Origin of the sequence: Halarchaeum nitratireducens (genome assembly GCF_017874695.1) — an archaeon.
In the GTDB taxonomy this organism is placed as follows: domain Archaea; phylum Halobacteriota; class Halobacteria; order Halobacteriales; family Halobacteriaceae; genus Halarchaeum; species Halarchaeum nitratireducens.
Window position 1 is genome coordinate 22,503 of record NZ_JAGIKY010000017.1, and the last position, 18,757, is coordinate 41,259.

The following is an 18,757-nucleotide window of genomic DNA, read 5'->3' on the forward strand; positions in this document are numbered from 1 at the left end:
CGTCGCTGGAGACGTATGAAATCGAACAGCGTATATGACCACCCGTTGAATAAATACGAGAACGATGATTTTGCGTCCGGTGACTCTGTTCTACGGTCGCGAGACTAGTGTGAAGGTCCAGTCCGGCGGATGGCGGCTATTCCGGGGGCGAGCGTCACGTTACCGGCGGCCACCGACTTGCGGAAGCGATGTTCAAGTCCACACGGCGTCCCCAGTCGCTATAATGAACGAGTCAGACGGGTACTCGATAACGGTCGGTATTCCGACCAGAAATAATAGTGACACCATCGAGCACACGCTTCGGATGCTGGTCAACCAGACCCGTCCACCCGACCGTATTCTGATCGTTGACGCGAGCTCCGACGAGACGCCGCGTATCATCCGTGAGTTCGCAGAAGGAACTACGGTCTCGATCGACTGCTACGAGCAGTCGTCACGAGGACGCGGTGTGGGCGCCGCCCGACAAGATATCTACGAGCGATTCACCGGCGACTTGCTCGCCTGTCTCGACACGAACCGCCACGTCGCCGACAACTGGATCGAGCGGCAAGTGGCGTTCCACAGGGCTAACCCGGAGTACGATGTCCTCTCCGCGACCTATTTGTCGTCGTGGGACCAGCAGGTAGACAGCCCGAAGAGTGGTTTTTTCTTCCAGCAGGCGAACTGCAGCATCAAGAGGGAGGCGCTGGACCGGGTCGAGGGATGGGACCCGTGGCTTCCGCGGGGTGAGGATTGGGACATGCAGATTCGGCTGTGGCTGTCAGGAGCGAAGGCGTACGCTAAATCCAGTCTGCATGGCGACGAAATAGCTGAAACCGAGGAGAGTACACTCAACAAGGCACTGGGACGGCCGAGCTCGGTCGCGTTTCTCCGGAAGTACGGCTGGTGGTACGCGCGGTTCCATCCGGAACATCCGACGGGTGATGCAGCCTCGGTCTTCTCGGTTTTGGCCCTGCTCGCGACGCCGCTTCTCCTGCTTTCCGTGCCGGTCCTCGGTGTCCTATCGCTTCTCACGGTCGTCGCGCTGACCGTCGTGTTCATCTACATGAAGGCCATCCGCTATCGTTCGACGTTCGAACTCCGAGCCAGGGATTTCCGGTTGGCGCCGCGCTTTTTCGTCCTCGGATACACTGCACTCCGCGAGTTCCGATCCGGCGATTTCTCGTGGAACTACGGCGGCATGAACGATGGCGATGAACGCGATGGGGCGAGCCCTGGCCCGCAGAGATGACTGACGAAGACGGTTTCGCGACTATCCGCTCGCTATTCAAGGGCGGAGGTGTCGTCCTGCTGGGTCTCGTTCTCGAACTCGCGATCTCGTTCATCGCGAAGGTCCTCATCGCACGCTCGCTGGGCCACGTCGATTACGGGGCCGTCTCGCTCGGCATTACCACGGCCGCAGTCACCTCGACGCTAGTCATACTTGGTCTCCACAGTGGTATCGGTCGGTATCTCCCGCGATACGAGAGCCGGGCAGATCGCCGGTCGGTCCTCGTCTCCGCGTTTCGAGTGGCTTTTCCACTCTCCCTTCTCGTCGGGGCCGCTCTATTCGTGCTCGCCCCCTTCCTCGCGACACGGGTATTCGACGACCCGTCCCTAACATTCATCTTTCGAATATTCGCCGTCGCGATTCCGTTCGGCGCAGTGATGAAGCTCGCGCTCGGGTCCGTGCAGGGCATGCAGGAGTCGCTTCCGAAGGTCGTGGTTCAGAACGTCACGTTCCCTGTCGTCCGATTCCTGGGCATCGTGGTCGCCCTGCTGTTCGGCCTCGGCGCAATCGGCGTCTCGTACGCCTATCTCGCGTCGTATGCGGCGGCAGCGCTCGTCGGGCTCGTCTATCTCTCGCGACGGACGCCTCTCTTCGACCGTACCGTGTCGACGGTGAGCCGTGAACGCGAGCTACTGTCCTTCTCGCTCCCGCTCGTGGCGAGCGGAGCGATGACAATAGTCATCTCCGATATCGATTTCTACATGCTCGGCGCGTTCGGTGGCACGGGTGCTGTCGGCGTCTATAACGTCGCGTATCCGCTCGCACAGCTCCTGATGACTGCGATGACGGCGTTCGGGTTCGTCTTCATGCCGATCCTCTCGGAGCTCGACGCGAGCGGCGAGCACGACCAGATGAAGCGCCTCTATCAACTGGCAACGCGGTGGGTGGTACTTGCGACACTCCCCCTCTTCTTGCTCCTGTTCCTGTTCCCGGAACAAGCGATTCGCTATACGTTCGGAGCCGAGTACGTCTCCGGTGCTGCGGCCCTTTCAGTTCTGGCTGCCGGGTTCTTCATTCACACCACATTCGGCCTGAACAAGGGTACGTTGACCTCGCTCGGCCACACGCGCCTGATAATGCTCGACGACATCGCGGCCGCGGTACTCAACGTCCTACTCAATCTCGTTCTCATTCCGAAATACGGCCTCCTCGGTGCGGCGTACGCGACCACGGCGTCGTACCTCCTGTTGAACCTCCTCTACTCGATACAGCTCTATCGGCGCACGCGCATCCAACCGTTCACGCGCTCGCTCCTCCTTGCACCAGCAATCGGTGCTGCGACGTTGCTCGCACTAACCGTGTTCGGCCCGACCGTCGGGATGTCGCTCCCGAGACTGGTCGGGATATTTACCGTCTTCCTCCTCGTCTACGGTGTCGCTGTCGTCCGGTATGGTGTCGAACCGGAGGACATCCGTCTCCTCCTCAGCTTCGAGGAGCGCTTCGGCGTTGACCTCGGACCGCTAAAAGAGATCGCGAAGCACTTGATGGGCTGACTACTCCACGGTGACGCTCTTCGCCAAGTTCCGTGGCTTATCTATCGCGCGCCCCTTTAGGTTCGCGACGTGGTAGGCGAACAGCTGCAGGTAGACGTTCGCCACGAGCGGACTCATCTCCCCGATTTCGGGAACGTCGAGCGTGTCGTCGAGGAGTTTCTCGCCGCGTCCGTCCGAGAGGCAGCCAATGACCGGCGCGCCGCGTGACTCAGCCTCTTTGACGCTGTTGAGCGTCGCGTCTGCGTTCGCGCCGTCGGTGAGCACCGCGAGGACCGGCGTCTGCTCCGTCACCAACGCGAGCGGGCCGTGCTTCAACTCCCCCGCGGGGAAGCCCTCGGCGTGGTCGTAGCTGATCTCCTTGAGCTTGAGCGCGCCCTCCAGCGCGACAGGATGACCCAGGTACCGCCCGATGAAGAAGAACGCCTCCGAGTCGGCGTATTCCTCTGCAACCGCTCGCACCTGTTCGTCGGCGTCGAGGGCCTGCTGGACAGCACCCGGGAGTCCGCGGACGTCGCCGAGAATCGCGCTCGCTTCGGTCGCGCTGAGCGTGCCGCGCACGCGCCCGACGTGCACCGCGAAGAGCGCGAGCGTGGCGACTTGCGAGACGAAGGTCTTCGTGGCGGCGACGCCGATCTCGGGGCCGGCGCGGATGTAGAGCGCGTCGTCGGCCGCCCGAGTGACCGACGACCCGACGGTGTTCGTGACGGCGAGCGTGCGGGCCCCGGTACGCGCGGCGTCGCGGAGCGCGCCGAGCGTTTCGGCCGTCTCGCCGCTCTGCGTGACGGCGACGACGAGCGTCCGCCACGGGTCGCGCCCGCCGCGGAACGCGTACTCGCTCGCGACGTGGACCGTCACGCGGACGTCCGCGTGCGTCTCGATCAGGTGGGCGGCGTAGAGTCCCGCGTGGTAGGACGTCCCGCAGGCGACGATCTGGATCTCCTCCAGCGAACGCAGGTACTCCGCGGGGAGGTCGAGACCGAGGTCGACCGTGCCCTGTAGCTCGTCGACGCGCCCCGAGAGCGCCTGGCGTAAGGCCTGTGGCTGCTCGTGGATCTCCTTGAGCATGTAGTGCTCGTAGCCGCCCTTCTCGGCGGCGTCGGCGTCCCACTCGATCTGCTCGACGGGGCGCTCGACGGACTCGCCGTCGTGCTCGACGGTGACGCCGTCGAGCGTGACGACCGCGAGGTCGCCGTTTTCGAGGTACGTGACTTCGCGGGCGTGTTCGAGGAAGGCGGTGACGTCGCTGCCGACGAAGGTCTCGCCGTCGCCGTGGCCGACGCACAGGGGGGAGTCCTGGCGCGCGAGGTAGATCTCGTCGCTGTCGCCGACGACCATCGCCAGCGCGAAGCTCCCCTCCAAGCGGTCGAGGACCGCGCGGAACGCCTCTTTCGCGCTCTTGCCGTCCGCGAGTTCGTCCTCGACGAGGTGCGGGACGACCTCGGTGTCCGTCGCGCTGGCGAAGGTGTGGCCCTCCCCCTCTAACTCGGCTTTCAGCGCGTCGTAGTTATCGATGATGCCGTTGTGGACGACGGCGACGTCGCCCGTGCAGTCCGTGTGCGGGTGGGCGTTCTCGTCCGTGGGCTTCCCGTGCGTCGACCAGCGCGTGTGGCCGATCCCGACCGTCGCCTCGGAGGATACGGGGACCTCCGCGCGGAGCGCGTCCACCTCGCCGACGGTCTTGTAGACGGTGACGCCGTCGCCCTCGCGGAGCGCGACGCCCGCGGAGTCGTACCCGCGGTACTCCAGGTTGAAGAGCCCGCCCGTGAGCAGCGGTAGCGCGTCGCGGCGGCCGGCGTAGCCGACGATTCCGCACATCGTCAGGCCCTCCGTACCAGCGCGTCGCTCTCGATCCGACCGTCGGCGTGACTCCCGGTCTCAACGTCGACGCGATTGCCGAGCACCGTCCCGGGTGCGAGCGTCGTCGCACCCCCGACGTGCGCGTTGTCGCCGACGACGCCGCCGAGGCGCACGTCCGCGTGGACGCGGCCATTCACGGGAACGTCACTTTCGCCGCCTTCGACCGTGACATTCGGGCCGACGGTCGCGTTCTCGCCGACGACGGCGTCGCGGACGACCGCGCCCGCGCCGATGGTCGCGTCCGGCAGGACGACGCTGTTCGCCACGACGGCGTTCGCGCCCACGGTGGCGCTGTCGCCGAGCGCCGTGCCCGTGAGGACGCGCGCGCCTGGACGAACACGGACGTCGTCGCCTACCGCGACGTCGCCGAGGACGCTCGCGCTCGCGTCGATCTGCGCCGATTCAGCGGTCTCGGCCGTCACGATGGAGGCGTTGACGCGGAGGAGGTCCCAGAGATACGAGACGTCGATCCACTGCCCATTGAGCATCACCGCCTCGACTTCGCCCGCGCCCACGAGCCGTTCGAGCGTGTCCGTCACGGCGAGCTCACCCTCGGCGGTCGTCTCGCGGAGCGCGTCGAAGATCGAGGGGCTAAAGCCGTAGATGCCGGCGTTCACGACGTCCGACGGCGCGGCGTGCTTGGGGGGTTTCTCGACGATGTCGACGACGCTGTCCCCCTCCAGGCTGACGACGCCGTAGTCGCTCGGCCGCGAGGCGCGCGAGACCGCGAGCGTCGTCTCGCCCGTCTCGCGGAGCGCGTCGACGACGCGTTCGATGTCGTCGCTCTCCACGATCCGGTCGCCGTTGAGCGCGACGAACGGCCCCTCGACGAACGACTCGGCCTGCAGGACCGCGTGACCGGTCCCGAGCTGCTTCTCCTGGATCGCGTACGTGACGTCGACGCCCCAGTCGTCGCCGTCGCCGAAGTAGCTCTGGATGCGTTCGCGCCGGTAGCCGACGACGAGGACGATCTCGTCGATCCCGGCGTCGCGGACCGCCGTGACGACGTGTTCGAGGAGCGGTCGGTTCGCCACCCGGAGCATCGGCTTCGGCCGGGACTCGGTGAGCGGCTGGAGGCGGGTGCCCTCGCCGGCCACGAGAATCACGGCCTTCATTCCGCCAACAACCCCCTGACCGTCTCCTCGACGGTGTGGTGTGCCTCGAAGCCGATGGCTTCCTGCGTCGCGCTGGTGTCGACGGTGAAGTCCTCGCCCGCGGCCTCCGAGCCGCGCGGGTTCTCGACAATCTCGACGTCGATGTCCGCTCCGCGGACGTCGGCGGCCGCTTCTCGAACGATCTCGGCGATCTCGAGGATGGAGTGCTCCTCGCCGCTCGCGATGGGAAGCGTCGTCGCGCCCACCTCGGCGCCGAGGAGGACGTCAAGCGAGCGTGGGTACGCCCGCGCGACGTCCTTCACGTGGATGAAGTCACGGGACTGCGTCCCGGGCGCGTGGACTTCGAGGTCTTTCCCCTGCTTCGCACGGTCGACGAAGATGTTGATGACGGTGTTCTTCCCGATCGTCTCACCGTCGATCTCGTGGTGGCCGTAGAGGTTCGACTTCATGTAGACGTGTGCGGGGAACTCGTCGCGCGCGAGATCGTGGACGTCGGACTCGCTCATTTTCTTCGTCAGCCCGTAGTGGTTGACGGGCGCTCGCGGATGGTCGGCAGTGATGGGAAACTCGGTCGGTTCGCCGAGGATGGCCATGCTGCAGGGGAAGACAAGCGGGAGGCCGCGTTCGCGTGCGAACCACGTGACGGTCTCAGTCCCGCGGACGTTCACGTCGAACGCCTCACGCTCGTTCTCGGCGCAGGACTGGACGCCGCTCACGGCGGCAAGATGCATCACGGCGTCCACGTCGTCGAAAGCATCGCGGAGCGCGTCACCGTCTCGGACGTCGAGTTCTCGGACTGTGCGGCCGTCGATTTCGGTGACGTCCCCGTAGCTAAAGTCGTCCACGGGGACGACGTCGTGGCCGTCGGCGAACAGTTCGCGTGTGACGCGCGAACCGATGTAACCGGCGGCGCCGGTGACGCCGATGGTGTGCGTTTCGGTCATGCTTGGAACTGTGCGGCGAGGGCTGAAATACCTTCGCGCAGGTCGTGCATCGGTTCGAAACCGCGCTCGTGCATCCGGTCGAAGTGGACGTGATAGGACGGACCGGGGTCTCGCTCCGCGAGGTAGTCCGTCTCGATGTCGCGTTCGGCGACGTCGGCGACGGCGTCGGCGATCTCGTCGATGCGGAAGTTATCGAGGCCGACGTTGTAGGTTCCGGCGGGCCAGTCGAGCGCGGCCTCGAAGGCGCGCGCGGTGTCCTTGACGTGGAGGAACGGCCGCCAGTTCGTCCCGTCGCCGTACACGGTGAGCGGTTCGCCGGCGAGCGCGCGGAAGACGAAGGAGTTCACGACGAGGTTGAAGCGCACGCCCGGCGAGTAACCGAAGTTCGTTGCGAGCCGTAGGTTGACGTCGGTGAAGTCGCGCGCAGCGACGATATCTTCGCAGGCGAGTTTCGACTCCGCATAGGGGTTGCCGGGCGCAGTCGTCGACTCCTCGTCGAGTTCCTCATCGTGGGTGTCGCCGTAGACGTTACACGAAGAGGCGAGGACGAACGTCTCGACGCCGGCGGCCTCCGCGGCGTCCGCGACGACTTCGGTGCCGTGAACGTTGATGTCCTCGACGCGCTCGCGCATCCCGTGGGACTGCGCAGCGCCCGTGACGGCGGCGAGGTGGATCACGGCGTCAACGTCCGCCATCGCCACGTCGACGGCGTCACGCTTGCGGATGTCGCCGCGGTGGAAGTCGACATCGGAGAGCGACGATCCCATCAGATTGCGGGGGGTGGAGAGGCTGAAGTCGTCGAGGACGCGGACGTCGTAGCCTCCGGCAAGGAGGCGCGGGACGAGCGCGCTCCCGACGTAGCCCGCGCCGCCGGTGACGAGGATGGTGTTGCTAATCGGAGAGCACCCCCGGCAGGAAGCGGTCCTCGTGGGCAGCGATGCGTTCGTCGTGCTCGACGAGCGTCGAAAGAACGTCACGGATGCCCTCTTCGAGGCTTGTCTCGTCGTCGACGAGCGAACGGAAGCGCTCGTTATCCATCTCCATCTCGTGCTCCTCGTCCTCGTCACGCGGATTCTCGAAGTGCTCGACGTCGGCATCGAGATCGAACTCTTCGCCGACCTCGGCGATGGTCTCGGCGAGTTCGACGATGGCGACGGGACGATTCACCTGATTGTAGACGGTGACGTCGTCATCCGCCGCAGGACCAGCCTCAACGAGGGAAACGAGGCTCTCAACGGTGTCCTCGAGCGTGACCATCGGCTTGCGCTGCTCGCCCTTCCCGTACACGGTAATGGGATAGCCTGCGACGGCCTGCGCGCAGAAGCGGTTCACGACGGTGCCGAAGTAGTAGTCGAAGTCGAAGCGCGTCGGCGAGGCGTGCTCGCGCGTCTCCGCCGTCTCGGTCCCGAAGACGATGGCGGTGCGGACGTCGCTAATGGGCATGTCCCACTCGCCGCTTGCGAGGCGCATGTTCCCGGCGTCGAACGCCTTCGTCTGGTGGTACCAGGAGCCGCCCATCGCGGGGAACGGCACGTCGTCGCTCTCCCCACTGTTCGACATCTCGGTGGGGCCTTCAGGAATGGGGAACTCGGGCGCGCCGTAGACCCCCGTGGTCGTCGTCTCGATGAAGTGCGTGTCGTCGAGGCCGGCCTCGTGCAGGCAGTGGAGGAGGTTGAGCGTCATCGAGACGTTGTTCTGCTGGGTGAAGAGCGCACGCTCGCCGTTGATTCCCGCATAGACGGCGGAGGGCTGGGCGGCGGCGTGGAGGACAGTGTCCGGCTCGTACACCTCGATGAGCTGCTCGACGAACTCCCGATCGGCGAGATCGCCCTCGACGTAGGAAAGACCGTCAACGGCCGCGAAGCGCTCTTCGGGGGAGTCGATGGGCACCGCGGAGACGCTGCCGGATTCGGCGACCCACTCGCGGCGATAGCCGTTGTCGACGCAGACGACGCGGTCGTCGAGACGGTCGGCGAGTCGGAGGGCGGTCGGCCAACCAACGTAGCCGTCGGCACCGGTGAGGAGCACGGTCATAGTTACTCAAATTGTGAGTAACAGAAGGCATAAGTCTTCCGTCCGCTCGCGTCACAGCGTTCGAAGCCCGCGTAGGAACGACCTACTCGTTGATACTGTCCGCGCTCGCCGCCTCGTATTCCCAGACAAGGTCGAAGAAGCGTTCGAGACCCGCGACGAACGAGCCGTTCTCCGTGACCGCCGCCTGCCGCATCGAGAGCGGGACGTCGCGTTCCTCGACGAGGAGGATGGCTCGGCCGGTCTCGTAATCCATGCTCGGGTCCACGAACGTCCCGCGCCACGGCAGCTGCTCGCGACTGAATCGTACGTCAACCGAGGGATAGGTCTCGCGGAGATACGCGACGATTTCGTGCTGGATCTCGCGGTTCGTCTCGGTAAGATGTGAGGGGTGGAGAAAGAGGACATCGACGTCGACGCCGCGAGAGAGCGCGTCCGCGAACGCTTCCTCGACGCGCTCGAAGTACTCGAAGGACTTCGTGATCACCGACACTGACTCTTCGGCCTCCCGATAGAGCGAGCGTGTCTCCTGCTCGGAGGGATCCCCAACGTCCACGACCCAGAAGAGCTCTTCCGTGGGCGTGACGCCCTCGCTCGCCCCCTCGTACATCGGCTCGAACGTGTCGAGAAACTCTTCGCGCATTGCCTCGACGTCCTGCCGGTAGCGCTCGAACGCTTGGCGCTCGTTCTCGACGGCGCGCTCGAGGATGCGCTCGGGTGGCTTCGGTTGGTAGTGCTTCGGGCGGCCCGGAATCACCTTCACGTAGCCCCGGTCGGCGAGCCCGTCGAGGACGCCGTAGATGCGGGCCTTCGGGATGCCGGTCGCCTCCGAGAGGTCGGGCGCCGTCGTCCGCCCGAGCGCGAGGAGTTCCGCGAGTGCTGTCGCCTCGTACTCGGTGAGGTCGAGACGTTCGAGCACGTCCGCGGGTTCGTCGTCTCCGATCATACACGAACTTCGGGTGGTGGTGCGCAATAGCGTGGCGGTCGATTGGCACAACTCTTATCTCGACGCGGAGAGTTACTCGAAGTATGAGTAACCAAGATGGTGCACACCTGGACGATGTCGAAGACGGTGCCGGTTGCACCGAGATCTGGGAACGCCTCAGCGAGAGCCGCGAAGAGTAGGGCAGTCTCCCGCGACGCCGTGAAGTTCGTGAAGACGACGCAGTAACCGAACACGCAATCCTTTTTCCCTCTCCGCGTCGCGTTTCGAATCGATGCCGGACTACTCCGAGGTCTGCGTGCTCATCCCGACGCTCGACGAGGCGGAGACCGTCGGCGACGTCGTCGACGACTTCCGGGCGGAGGGGTTCGAGTCGATCCTCGTCGTCGACGGTCGCTCGGACGACGATACCCGGGAGATCGCGCGCGAGCACGGCGCGGACGTCATCACGCAGTCCGGGTCGGGGAAGGGCCAAGCCGTCCGCGAGGGCGTCGCCCACGTCGACGAACCGTACGTATTGATGCTCGACGGCGACGGCACCTACCGGGCAGAAGACGCCCCCGCGATGCTCGACCCGCTCGTAGAGGGCGACGCCGAGCACGTCATCGGCGATCGCTTCGCGGACATGGAGGAGGGCGCGATGAGCACGCTCAACGGCCTCGGGAACTCGGTGATCAATCGCGCGTTCGCGTTCATCCACGGCTACGACTACCGGGACATCTTGAGCGGGTATCGCGCCTTCAGCGTCGAGTCCTTCGAGCGGATGCACCTCACCGCGGACGGCTTCGCCATCGAGACGGAGATGGCCGTCAAGTGCGCGAAACACGACATCGAGACCCGCGTCGTCGACATCACGTATCTCGCGCGCCCGGACGCCTCGGACACGAACCTCCGACCGTTCCGCGATGGGGCGCGCATCATCTTCGCACTCTACAAACTCGCCAAGACGAACAACCCGCTCTTCTACTTCGGGAGCGTCGGCGTCGTCTCGACGCTGGCCGGCGCCGTCACCGCGATCTACGTCGCCGTCGAGTGGTTCACCGCCGGTGTTTCGCACAACATCATGGCGCTCTTCTCAGCGTTCACCGTCCTCCTCGGGATCCAACTCCTCATGTTCGGCGTCCTCTCCGACCTCCTCGTCACGCTCCACCGCGAGCAGCTCCGGCGACTGGAAGACGACTGAGGGCGAGTCGACAACCGCTGTCGCCGATCAGTCGGTCGATAACGCTCGCCCCAGAAGTTCGAAGATGTGGACTGATTCGCACTCCTTGTTTTTGTTGTTCCCTGTGGTTTCGCCGACTGTCCAGCCGACGACGGTCGGACTTGACCCCATCAATACGGCCGCGACGCCGTCGTGAGTACCCGATATAGAAAGGGCACCACACTCTCGCGGACCACCACACAGCCGTTCCCCTCTCCCAGCGGTGCAGACTCGGAGTCGCCTACTGGCTTCCGATGCCTCGGACACCACCGCCAGATTGTTTTGGTGAGCAATTGATCGGTGGACAACGAACACACGCACACCACCGTCAGATTGCTCCGCGATATACTGCTATCTGGGATTCTAAGATCCACCTTCAGAATGTATCCTCAGCCATTAAATCCTCAAACATCTACCAGTGTCCTTTCCACATACCACCTATTGTTGTTTCAGACACCACCGTCAGATTGTTAATGGTGGTCTCTGTAGGAGAAGTAACTACCATGGGAAAGGCAGAGAATCCATTCACATCGCTTAACGAAATCTGGGCAAACAGAGACGTCCTACACGAGGATTACACGCCAACCGAAATTCTCGAGCGAGAGTCGGAACGCGACAAGCTTGCTGCACATCTCGCACCCGTCGCAAACGGAAATCGTCCCAACAACATCTTCCTCTATGGGAAGACGGGCGTCGGCAAAACCGTCGTGACGGAGTATATGCTGGGGAAGCTCGACGAATTCAAAGATCCAACCGTCGATCTCTCCGTCGTCACTCTCAACTGCCAGAACTGTTCGTCCTCCTATCAAGTCGCGGTCGCACTCGTCAACGAACTCCATGACGAAACCGATCAGATCAGTCCCACTGGCTATCCAGCGGAAACGGTCTACCAGTACCTCTATGATGAACTTGATCAATTAGGGGGCACTGTCCTCGTCGTCCTTGACGAGATTGACGCAATCGGTGATGACGATGGATTGCTCTACGAACTCCCACGAGCACGATCGAAAGGCGACGTTGAAAACGTCAAACTCGGCGTCATCGGTATCAGTAATGACCTCGAGTTCAAGAAGAACCTCTCCTCGAAAGTGAAGTCGACTCTCTGTGAGAAAGAACTCGTCTTCACACCATACGACGCCACCGAGTTGCAGACTATCGTCATGGACCGCGCTGAGTCAGCATTCCTCGATGACGTCGTTCAAGACGGTGTTATCGAGCACGTCGCGGCAATCGCCGCAAAGAACAGTGGTGATGCACGCCAAGCTATCCGGCTGCTGCGAGAAGCCGGTGATCTCGCGAAACAATCTGAAAGTGGGGCGGTCGTGACCGACGACATCGTCGAAGCAGCAAAAGAGGAACTCGAAGCGAGTCGAATCGAGCGCGCGGTTGACGACCTCCCACTCCAGACGAAACTCGCAACACTCACACTCGCCTTCCGTACAGAAGCAAGCAGCGGCCCAATCCGAACAGCGGCCCTCCACGACACCTATTGTCAAATAGCGCGTGAAAACGGTGTCGAGCGGCGTTCACACGATGCGTTCCGTGATCAGCTTGATGACCTCGATATGCTTGGCATCGCACTCAGGCATCGACACAACGAGGGACGCGGTGGCGGAATCTACTACACCTGGGAGAGTGACATCGCGTACGGGGTCGTTCGTGACGTTCTTGATGAGTTGAACACCCCCTGAGAGAACATCCTCGCCGGTATCGGACCCCCACTCGACGCTAACAATCTGAGGGTGGTGTGTCTCCCTCAATTTTCGTCTCGCGTAAGCAAAACGATGACCTCGAAACGAAGACACACGAGTTCAAAGAGAGGCGCTCGCGGCTACGCGACGACGTTGAGGCGGAGGCTTCTGTACGAGGTCCGCTTCACGCACAGTATCCTCCAGATCTCCATTCGCGTCGGTCGACGTGGTAGAGTATCGACGCGGTCACGCCCGCGGAGTCCGATACGCCTCCGTTCTGAGGCGAACCGTCACGGAGACCGACGACGGCCAGATACATATATATCGACCGACCAGACTGCGGTATGCAGAACCAGCGGATCCTCGTCACCGGGGGTGCGGGCTTCATCGGGTCGAATCTGGCAAACCACCTCGCCGCGGACAACGACGTCCTCGCGCTTGACGACGGCTATCTTGGCACGCCCGAGAACCTCGACGACGACGTGGAGTACGTGGACGCGAGCGTCCTCGACGACGATCTCCCGACGGACGTCGATGTCGTCTTTCACCTCGCCGCGCTCTCGTCGTACGCGATGCACGAGGAGAACCCTCAGCGCGGTGCGCGCGTGAACGTCGAGGGATTCGTCAACACCGTCGAGCAGGCCGTCCAGGACGGCTGCGAGACGATCGTGTATGCCTCGACGTCCTCCATCTACGGCAATCGGACCGAGCCGAGCCCCGAGGACATGGACGTCCACGTCAACACGGGCTACGAGGCCTCGAAGCTCGCCCGCGAGAAGTACGCCGAGTACTACTCGAACTTCCACGACATCACCTGTGCGGGCATGCGCTTCTTCTCGGTGTACCAGGGCTACGGCGGGAGCGAGGAACACAAGGGCGAGTACGCGAACGTCATCGCGCAGTTCGCCGACGACATGGCGCACGGCGACGCCCCAGTCCTCTACGGCGACGGCACGCAGACCCGGGACTTCACGCACGTCTCCGACATCGTCCGCGGCCTCGAACTCGCCGCCGACGAACGCCTCGACGGCGTCTACAACCTCGGCACGGGCGAGAGCTACTCCTTCAACACGCTCGTCGAGATGCTCAACGACGGGCTGGGCACCGACATCGAACCCGAGTACGTCGAGAACCCCATCCCCGAGGACGTCTACGTCCACGACACCATGGCCGACATCACGAAGATGACGGAGGCGACCGGGTGGGGACCCCGAATCTCCTTCCAGGAGGGCATCGAAGAGGTCTGCGCTCAGTATCAGTAGAGTCGCTCAATCGAAGAGTTGCACCGCTTCCTCAGTGGAGAAGTCAGCACGAGCAGGGAAGCGGCCTGCCCCTCCGTTCAGCAACGCTGCTTGAACACAGACGGAAACGTCTGATTCCACCGAAGGAGCCCGACTGTCGCTTGGCCCCCCCTTCTTCGCCGCGGTATAGCGTGGGAGAAAGAGCGAGCACGACGCGGGGCCGGCTTGAGGAGCAGCGAGACGTCCTCGATGCGCTCGCTGGTAGTGACCAGTCAGATGAAGGCAGCAACAAATAGTACTATTGGCTATTAGCCAATAATCTTATTGTATATTGGGTTGTACCCTCTAGTATCGATGGCTGAGGGCGACGTCCACGTCGATGAAGACATCATCCTCGCGGATGGGACACGAATCCGGCTCTTCGCCGTCGAGAGCACGGACTATCCCGGAGGGTACAACTACCGGTTCCAGTACTATGACCCGGAGACCGGCGACGAGTTCCTTCGGTACGATAGCTCTCAGATCCCTCTTCACGACGCTGGCCATCACCATCGCCACGAATGGACCAACGGCGAAGAAGACGTCAACGGCATCAAATTCGAGGACCTCAACGCCCACCTCGCCAACTTCCGGGAGGAAGTAACCGACTATGAACGATAACACCCATTCCGACGACCCCGAGGCCGACGCAGAGAACTACCCCAGCACCCTCCGTATCACCGTCGGCGGCATGGACGATGTCTTCGACCGCGCCATCGACCAAGCCGGCTCCGAGGGCGTTGCGGACGAAGCCGTGCGGACGTTCGAGAGCGTCGCCGAGATCCGCAAGCTTCTCACCGACCGTCGCCTGGCGGTCATGCGCGCTATCATGACCGAAACACCGGACAGTATCAGCGATCTCGCCGACCGCCTCGACCGCAACTATGCCGATGTCCACGCCGACGTCCAGGTTCTCGCCAACCAACACATAGTCTACTTCGAGCAGGACGGCCGCGCAAAGCGCCCCATCATCCCCTACGAACGCATCCACCTCGACATCGAGGTCGTCGGCGAGCCGGGCAGTGAACGCGCTCACGCATGACGTCGTGAAATGATGTCCAAACGGCATTGAGTCGCCCCGTCCTAGTCGCTTGGGGTCGAAGCGAAAGAGAAAGAGCCGTTGGTAGTCGCTTGAGTGACTCTGTCTGATTGGACGGACGATGTCGATCTCGGAAGCGAAGAACCAATGCGGCATCGAGAACGACAGCGAAGAGTGAGGGTCGACGTGTGGCCCACGATGTCGGTCTGAGTCGACACTCATCTCGTCGTAATACCGAGAGCAGAACGAGAGGTCGCACTCAGCCCACACCGAAGCGGATCGAGTCGACGGAAGGATTTTGCGCCCGCTCCGCGAATCGGAGATACCTATGGGGATGTACGACCCGCTCGTCGTCGAAGACGAGATTGACCTTCCGAAGTTCCCCGCAGACCGACGGCCGAGCGAGATCGAGTGGCAGACGAAGGACATCGGCTACCCGGCCGGACAGCAGTACAAGCTCACTACGGATGGACGCCTTCTCCGCCACGAAGAGGAATTCCGGGAGAAGACGGAGTCGGAGAAACGAGCTGAGGCGGAATCGCACGGCTTCGACTCGTGGGCGGACTACGTCGCGTTCTGTGAGGACGCGACTCTGAGCGACTGCCTCGAACGGGGGCTCTCCCCGGCGGCACCGCGAACGCAGACCGTCGCCGAAGAGTTCTGGCTTGACCACAACATGCACGGAACCTTCGAGTTCCACGGGTCGCGCGACGACATCAGGGACGGATTCTTCTGGTCGTACGAAGCCCGTTTTACCCGCGGCGCCCTCGACGCCATCGTCTTCCTCGGCCGCCGTGGTGGCGATGGTTCCGACTCGTTCAAACCCGACGAACCTGACACAACCCAGTTCTAGAAGAGAGAGGGCGCCATGTCCTACACCGCGATAGTCGATAGTCAAATCGTTAGGTCACGACGAATGCACTGCTCAACAGTAGTGGGGGATTCAGCGAAGCCCGATTCTGGACGACGAAAAGGGTTACACCGACTCAGCTTGGAAGTACAACCGAATGGCTGAGTCGTTCTGGTATCCATCCGTGGGGAACGTTCTTGCCATCTACGACGATATCGTCGCAGAATACACAGACACAGCGTCCGGTATCCAGAACCAGGGAGACATTGCGTTCGCGCTGACCTACATCGAAGAGGGGGCGTTTGGAGCGGTACCTGAAACGATTCACGAGAAGGCGTTTCACCTGCTCCGCCTGTTGGTGACTAACCATCCGTTTGTCGACGCCAACAAACGGACTGCACTCAACACGACGTCAGTCTTCTACTTTCTCAATGGCTACCAATTCGACTACGACGACGAGATCATCTCGGTCCTCAAGCAGTTCGGAACCGATGAGGCAACCGTCGACGAAGGAGAGACGATCGATTACCTGCGATCACAGACGGAGAACATAGACTTGGCGGGAGAAATCGAACAGTGGCGTGACGACATCATTCAGTACGGACTAGCGGAACTAACCGGTGACTCAGCAGACCCGAACGATTAACGGCACTCGGACCGGGATCTCAATCATGGCGACTGAGGAAGGAGCTGAATCAGCCACTCCGCTTGACGACGTGATGGAAGACATTCGAGGAGAACTCGTGCGTCGAGTCGCAGCAGCAGACCGGGACGCGAACCGCGGGATCTACGACGCACTCGAACACGAGTGAGAGGCAGTACGTTTCGTATGCTTTTGGAGAGCAGCAGAGAGTGATCCGTTGTGCTGTGTCCTCCAACACAGTACGTTTCGTATGCTCTCCACGTCGGACGACACGAGAGGACAGCACTGTTCGCAGGCGTCTTGAAGACGGATCAAGCAATCTGTTTCGATGCTCTCGTCACGTATTCAGCGAATATCGGCTCCCTCGATCGTCTGGCGCGTCTCCAAAACGAGATCCGCGTCAAGGTCGAGCTCGTACTCGTAGTGTTGTCCACCACTTAGGCCATCATTTTTGTCGTGACGGGTAAGGAAGCCAAGCATGTGGAGGTCCGCGAGGTGATCCTGAATGCTCTTGAGCGTGGTAAGGGGATCAGAGGCCCATGACTCTGCAACGCCCTCGTAATGCTCCTTGATCTCCTTGGAACGTGTCGGTGCACGATCCCTTTGCTCAAGAAGCGCGATCGTCTCAAGGACGTATTGGGCATGCTGCGTCTGATCGCGAATTCGGTTCTGCAGACGCCCACGCCGTACCCGCTCTTGAGCATCGCTGATGTGGGCGTCGGTGACTTGTAAATCGCCGTTCTCCTCAGCAACTTCAGCGCCAACCCGGAGCATATCGATCGCTTGGCGGGCGTTCCCCATATCGCGTGCCGCGAGAGCTGCTGCTTTCGCGATGGCTGCCTCGTCGCATGTCCCCTCAACGAATGCGCGTTCAGCTCTATCCGAGAGGATTGTCCGCAACTCCTCTGCATCGTACGATCCGAACGAGATTTCCGTCTCCATCAGGGTGTCTCGAACCTTCGACGAGAGACTCTTCCGGAACGTGTAGTTGTTCGAGATTCCGATCACGCCGACCTTAGCGTCGGTGAGCTTTCCGTTCGAGGGCGCTCGCGGGAGTTCGTAGAGTAGGGTGTCGACGTCGTCGAGGTGATCGATCTCGTCGAACACAAGAAGATGTGTGCCGCCCCGTTGATTGAGTTGAGCGTAGAGTTCTTCAAACGCGTCAGTGACCCCAAGGCCACGTTTCGGAAACTCACTCGCGTTCGGCGGGAGGAGGTCGTTGACGAGATAGCGGAGCGTCTGGTAGAGGGTCATTCCGTTGCAGTTAATCTGGTGTACGTAGAGGTCATCCGCTGCGGGGCGCTCTGCGACTGCCTCTTGAAGCTCAGCCATCATGTAGTTCGTGACCGCAGTTTTTCCAAGTCCGGCCTTCCCGTAGAGCATGATGTTCTCCGGATCGCGACCGAATAGAATGTCTCGGAGGGCGTAGTGATATTGCTCAATCTCGTCATCGCGTTCGAGAATCTCGTCAGGTTGGTGGCGCTCAGTGAGGACGCTCTTGTCTGCGAAGAGCGTATCTGTGAAATCATCGAACGACGTGACCATGTGCGTAACAGAGCCATCGGCGAGTTAACATATAAAACTACCTTTCGCTTGCTTCGATTGCTAATATCGTCCGCCTCATATAGATCTAAGACCGCATTTATGGGCAGATAACATACGAAATGTACTGTCCCCCGCCGATATATTGTCGGCCCATCGGGACGAACGTGGGGAAAGCATACGAATTGTACTCCCCCGATGAGGGGACTGGAGAGACCACCTGCGACAAAGCATACGAAACGTACTGTCTCCGTACGATCAACCAACGACACGACACAAAGAAGGGAGACGCGGTTGTCCCGAGATGGGTCAGCGGGACTTCTGTGCATCTGGCAGGGTAGTCTGCAGGAACAACATCCAAGTCATTACCAAGATGATTATTTTCCAGATCATGAGCTTCTACTACATATAGGAGAGTGACATCGCGTACGAGGTCGTTCGTGACGTCCTTAGTGAATTGAACACCCCTTGAGAGAACACTCCCCGCAGGTATTGGACCGACTACTCAACGCTAACAATCTGGAGGTGGTGAGTCTCTCTCAGTTTTCGCCTTTCACAACGTCCCTGTCCATGAGGCCGGTCCACGACGCCGCGCTCGCGTGGTTCACGAGCACGTCCACGGGGCCGAATTCCTCGCGGACGGTCCCGAAGGCCTCGCGGATCGCCTCGACATCCGCGAGATCGACCGTGACCGCGAGTCCCTCACCCGGATCGGGGAGGTCGTCGGCGAGCTCCTCGATGTACTCCGTCGAGCGCGCGAACAGCGCGACTCGACAGCCCTCCGCGGCGAACGTTCGGGCGAGCGACGCACCCAGTCCGGGGCCGACACCGGCGATGACGGCGGTTCGCGTCATAGCG

At 62.1% G+C, this 18,757-nt stretch carries 17 protein-coding genes and 1 pseudogene; 10 read left to right on the plus strand and 8 right to left on the minus strand.

The genetic code is table 11. The features are described 5' to 3' along the window. Positions 1 to 223: 223 nt before the first annotated feature. Together J2754_RS14445 and J2754_RS14450 are read left to right on the plus strand one after the other, a co-directional pair. On the plus strand, positions 224 to 1,231 hold the full coding sequence (locus J2754_RS14445) for a glycosyltransferase family A protein (RefSeq protein ID WP_188879590.1): 1,008 nt from the start codon (positions 224 to 226) through the stop codon (positions 1,229 to 1,231). Beyond that, positions 1,228 to 2,763, plus strand: a complete 1,536-nt coding sequence (locus J2754_RS14450; protein ID WP_188879589.1) for a flippase — start codon at positions 1,228 to 1,230, stop codon at positions 2,761 to 2,763. The genes J2754_RS14445 and J2754_RS14450 overlap by 4 nt, the downstream gene beginning before the upstream one ends. Here J2754_RS14450 and glmS read toward each other — a convergent pair whose 3' ends face one another. The 6 genes from glmS to J2754_RS14480 all read right to left on the minus strand — a co-directional run bounded on the left by glmS (position 2,764) and on the right by J2754_RS14480 (position 9,656). After that, a complete protein-coding gene (glmS, locus tag J2754_RS14455) occupies positions 2,764 to 4,578 on the minus strand; it encodes a glutamine--fructose-6-phosphate transaminase (isomerizing) (protein ID WP_211087861.1) in 1,815 nt (604 codons plus the stop codon). It abuts the gene before it with no gap. A 2-nt stretch (positions 4,579 to 4,580) separates the two neighbouring features. Next, the gene (locus tag J2754_RS14460; RefSeq protein ID WP_188879587.1) at positions 4,581 to 5,735 is read right to left on the minus strand and encodes a sugar phosphate nucleotidyltransferase; all 1,155 of its coding nucleotides are present in this window, start codon (positions 5,733 to 5,735) and stop codon (positions 4,581 to 4,583) included. Then, positions 5,732 to 6,679 (minus strand): NAD-dependent epimerase/dehydratase family protein, encoded by a 948-nt coding sequence (locus J2754_RS14465; protein WP_188879585.1) that lies wholly within the window; start codon positions 6,677 to 6,679, stop codon positions 5,732 to 5,734. Before J2754_RS14465 ends, J2754_RS14460 begins: the two co-directional genes overlap by 4 nt. After that, positions 6,676 to 7,656, minus strand: a complete 981-nt coding sequence (locus J2754_RS14470) for an NAD-dependent epimerase/dehydratase family protein (protein WP_407647968.1) — start codon at positions 7,654 to 7,656, stop codon at positions 6,676 to 6,678. The genes J2754_RS14465 and J2754_RS14470 overlap by 4 nt, the downstream gene beginning before the upstream one ends. Then, positions 7,571 to 8,713, minus strand: coding sequence for an NAD-dependent epimerase/dehydratase family protein (locus J2754_RS14475; RefSeq protein WP_188879583.1), 1,143 nt, complete (start codon positions 8,711 to 8,713; stop codon positions 7,571 to 7,573). The genes J2754_RS14470 and J2754_RS14475 overlap by 86 nt, the downstream gene beginning before the upstream one ends. Positions 8,714 to 8,795: 82 nt before the next feature. Beyond that, positions 8,796 to 9,656: a TrmB family transcriptional regulator gene (locus J2754_RS14480; RefSeq protein ID WP_188879582.1), complete on the minus strand. Its 861-nt coding sequence runs from the start codon at positions 9,654 to 9,656 to the stop codon at positions 8,796 to 8,798. 271 nt (positions 9,657 to 9,927) lie between these two features. On the opposite strand from J2754_RS14480, the gene aglJ reads away from it, so the two are divergent. From aglJ to J2754_RS14520, 8 genes are all read left to right on the plus strand, one after another. Continuing rightward, positions 9,928 to 10,836 (plus strand): S-layer glycoprotein N-glycosyltransferase AglJ, encoded by a 909-nt coding sequence (aglJ, locus tag J2754_RS14485; protein ID WP_188879581.1) that lies wholly within the window; start codon positions 9,928 to 9,930, stop codon positions 10,834 to 10,836. 521 nt (positions 10,837 to 11,357) lie between these two features. Beyond that, on the plus strand, positions 11,358 to 12,545 hold the full coding sequence (locus J2754_RS14490) for an orc1/cdc6 family replication initiation protein (RefSeq protein ID WP_188879580.1): 1,188 nt from the start codon (positions 11,358 to 11,360) through the stop codon (positions 12,543 to 12,545). A gap of 344 nt (positions 12,546 to 12,889) precedes the next feature. Next, positions 12,890 to 13,807, plus strand: coding sequence for an NAD-dependent epimerase/dehydratase family protein (locus tag J2754_RS14495; protein ID WP_188879578.1), 918 nt, complete (start codon positions 12,890 to 12,892; stop codon positions 13,805 to 13,807). Between the two features lie 333 nt (positions 13,808 to 14,140). After that, positions 14,141 to 14,446 carry a toxin-antitoxin system TumE family protein gene (locus J2754_RS14500; RefSeq protein ID WP_188879576.1) on the plus strand — a complete coding sequence of 102 codons (306 nt, stop codon included), beginning with the start codon at positions 14,141 to 14,143 and terminating at the stop codon, positions 14,444 to 14,446. Continuing rightward, positions 14,436 to 14,867 (plus strand): HVO_A0114 family putative DNA-binding protein, encoded by a 432-nt coding sequence (locus J2754_RS14505; protein WP_188879574.1) that lies wholly within the window; start codon positions 14,436 to 14,438, stop codon positions 14,865 to 14,867. The genes J2754_RS14500 and J2754_RS14505 overlap by 11 nt, the downstream gene beginning before the upstream one ends. A 325-nt stretch (positions 14,868 to 15,192) precedes the next feature. Beyond that, positions 15,193 to 15,717 carry a hypothetical protein gene (locus tag J2754_RS14510; RefSeq protein WP_188879572.1) on the plus strand — a complete coding sequence of 175 codons (525 nt, stop codon included), beginning with the start codon at positions 15,193 to 15,195 and terminating at the stop codon, positions 15,715 to 15,717. A gap of 154 nt (positions 15,718 to 15,871) precedes the next feature. After that, positions 15,872 to 16,360, plus strand: coding sequence for a type II toxin-antitoxin system death-on-curing family toxin (locus tag J2754_RS14515; RefSeq protein WP_188879571.1), 489 nt, complete (start codon positions 15,872 to 15,874; stop codon positions 16,358 to 16,360). Between the two features lie 25 nt (positions 16,361 to 16,385). Continuing rightward, entirely contained in the window at positions 16,386 to 16,526 is a 141-nt protein-coding gene (locus J2754_RS14520) for a hypothetical protein (RefSeq protein ID WP_188879570.1), read from the plus strand. A 176-nt stretch (positions 16,527 to 16,702) separates the two neighbouring features. Here the strand turns inward: J2754_RS14520 and J2754_RS14525 are convergent, their stop codons facing one another. Both J2754_RS14525 and J2754_RS14530 read right to left on the minus strand, forming a co-directional pair. Continuing rightward, a complete protein-coding gene (locus tag J2754_RS14525; RefSeq protein WP_211087862.1) occupies positions 16,703 to 17,902 on the minus strand; it encodes an orc1/cdc6 family replication initiation protein in 1,200 nt (399 codons plus the stop codon). 542 nt (positions 17,903 to 18,444) lie between these two features. Then, a pseudogene (locus J2754_RS14530) lies at positions 18,445 to 18,753 on the minus strand (SDR family NAD(P)-dependent oxidoreductase); the annotation flags it as partial. Between the last annotated feature and the right edge of the window lie 4 nt (positions 18,754 to 18,757).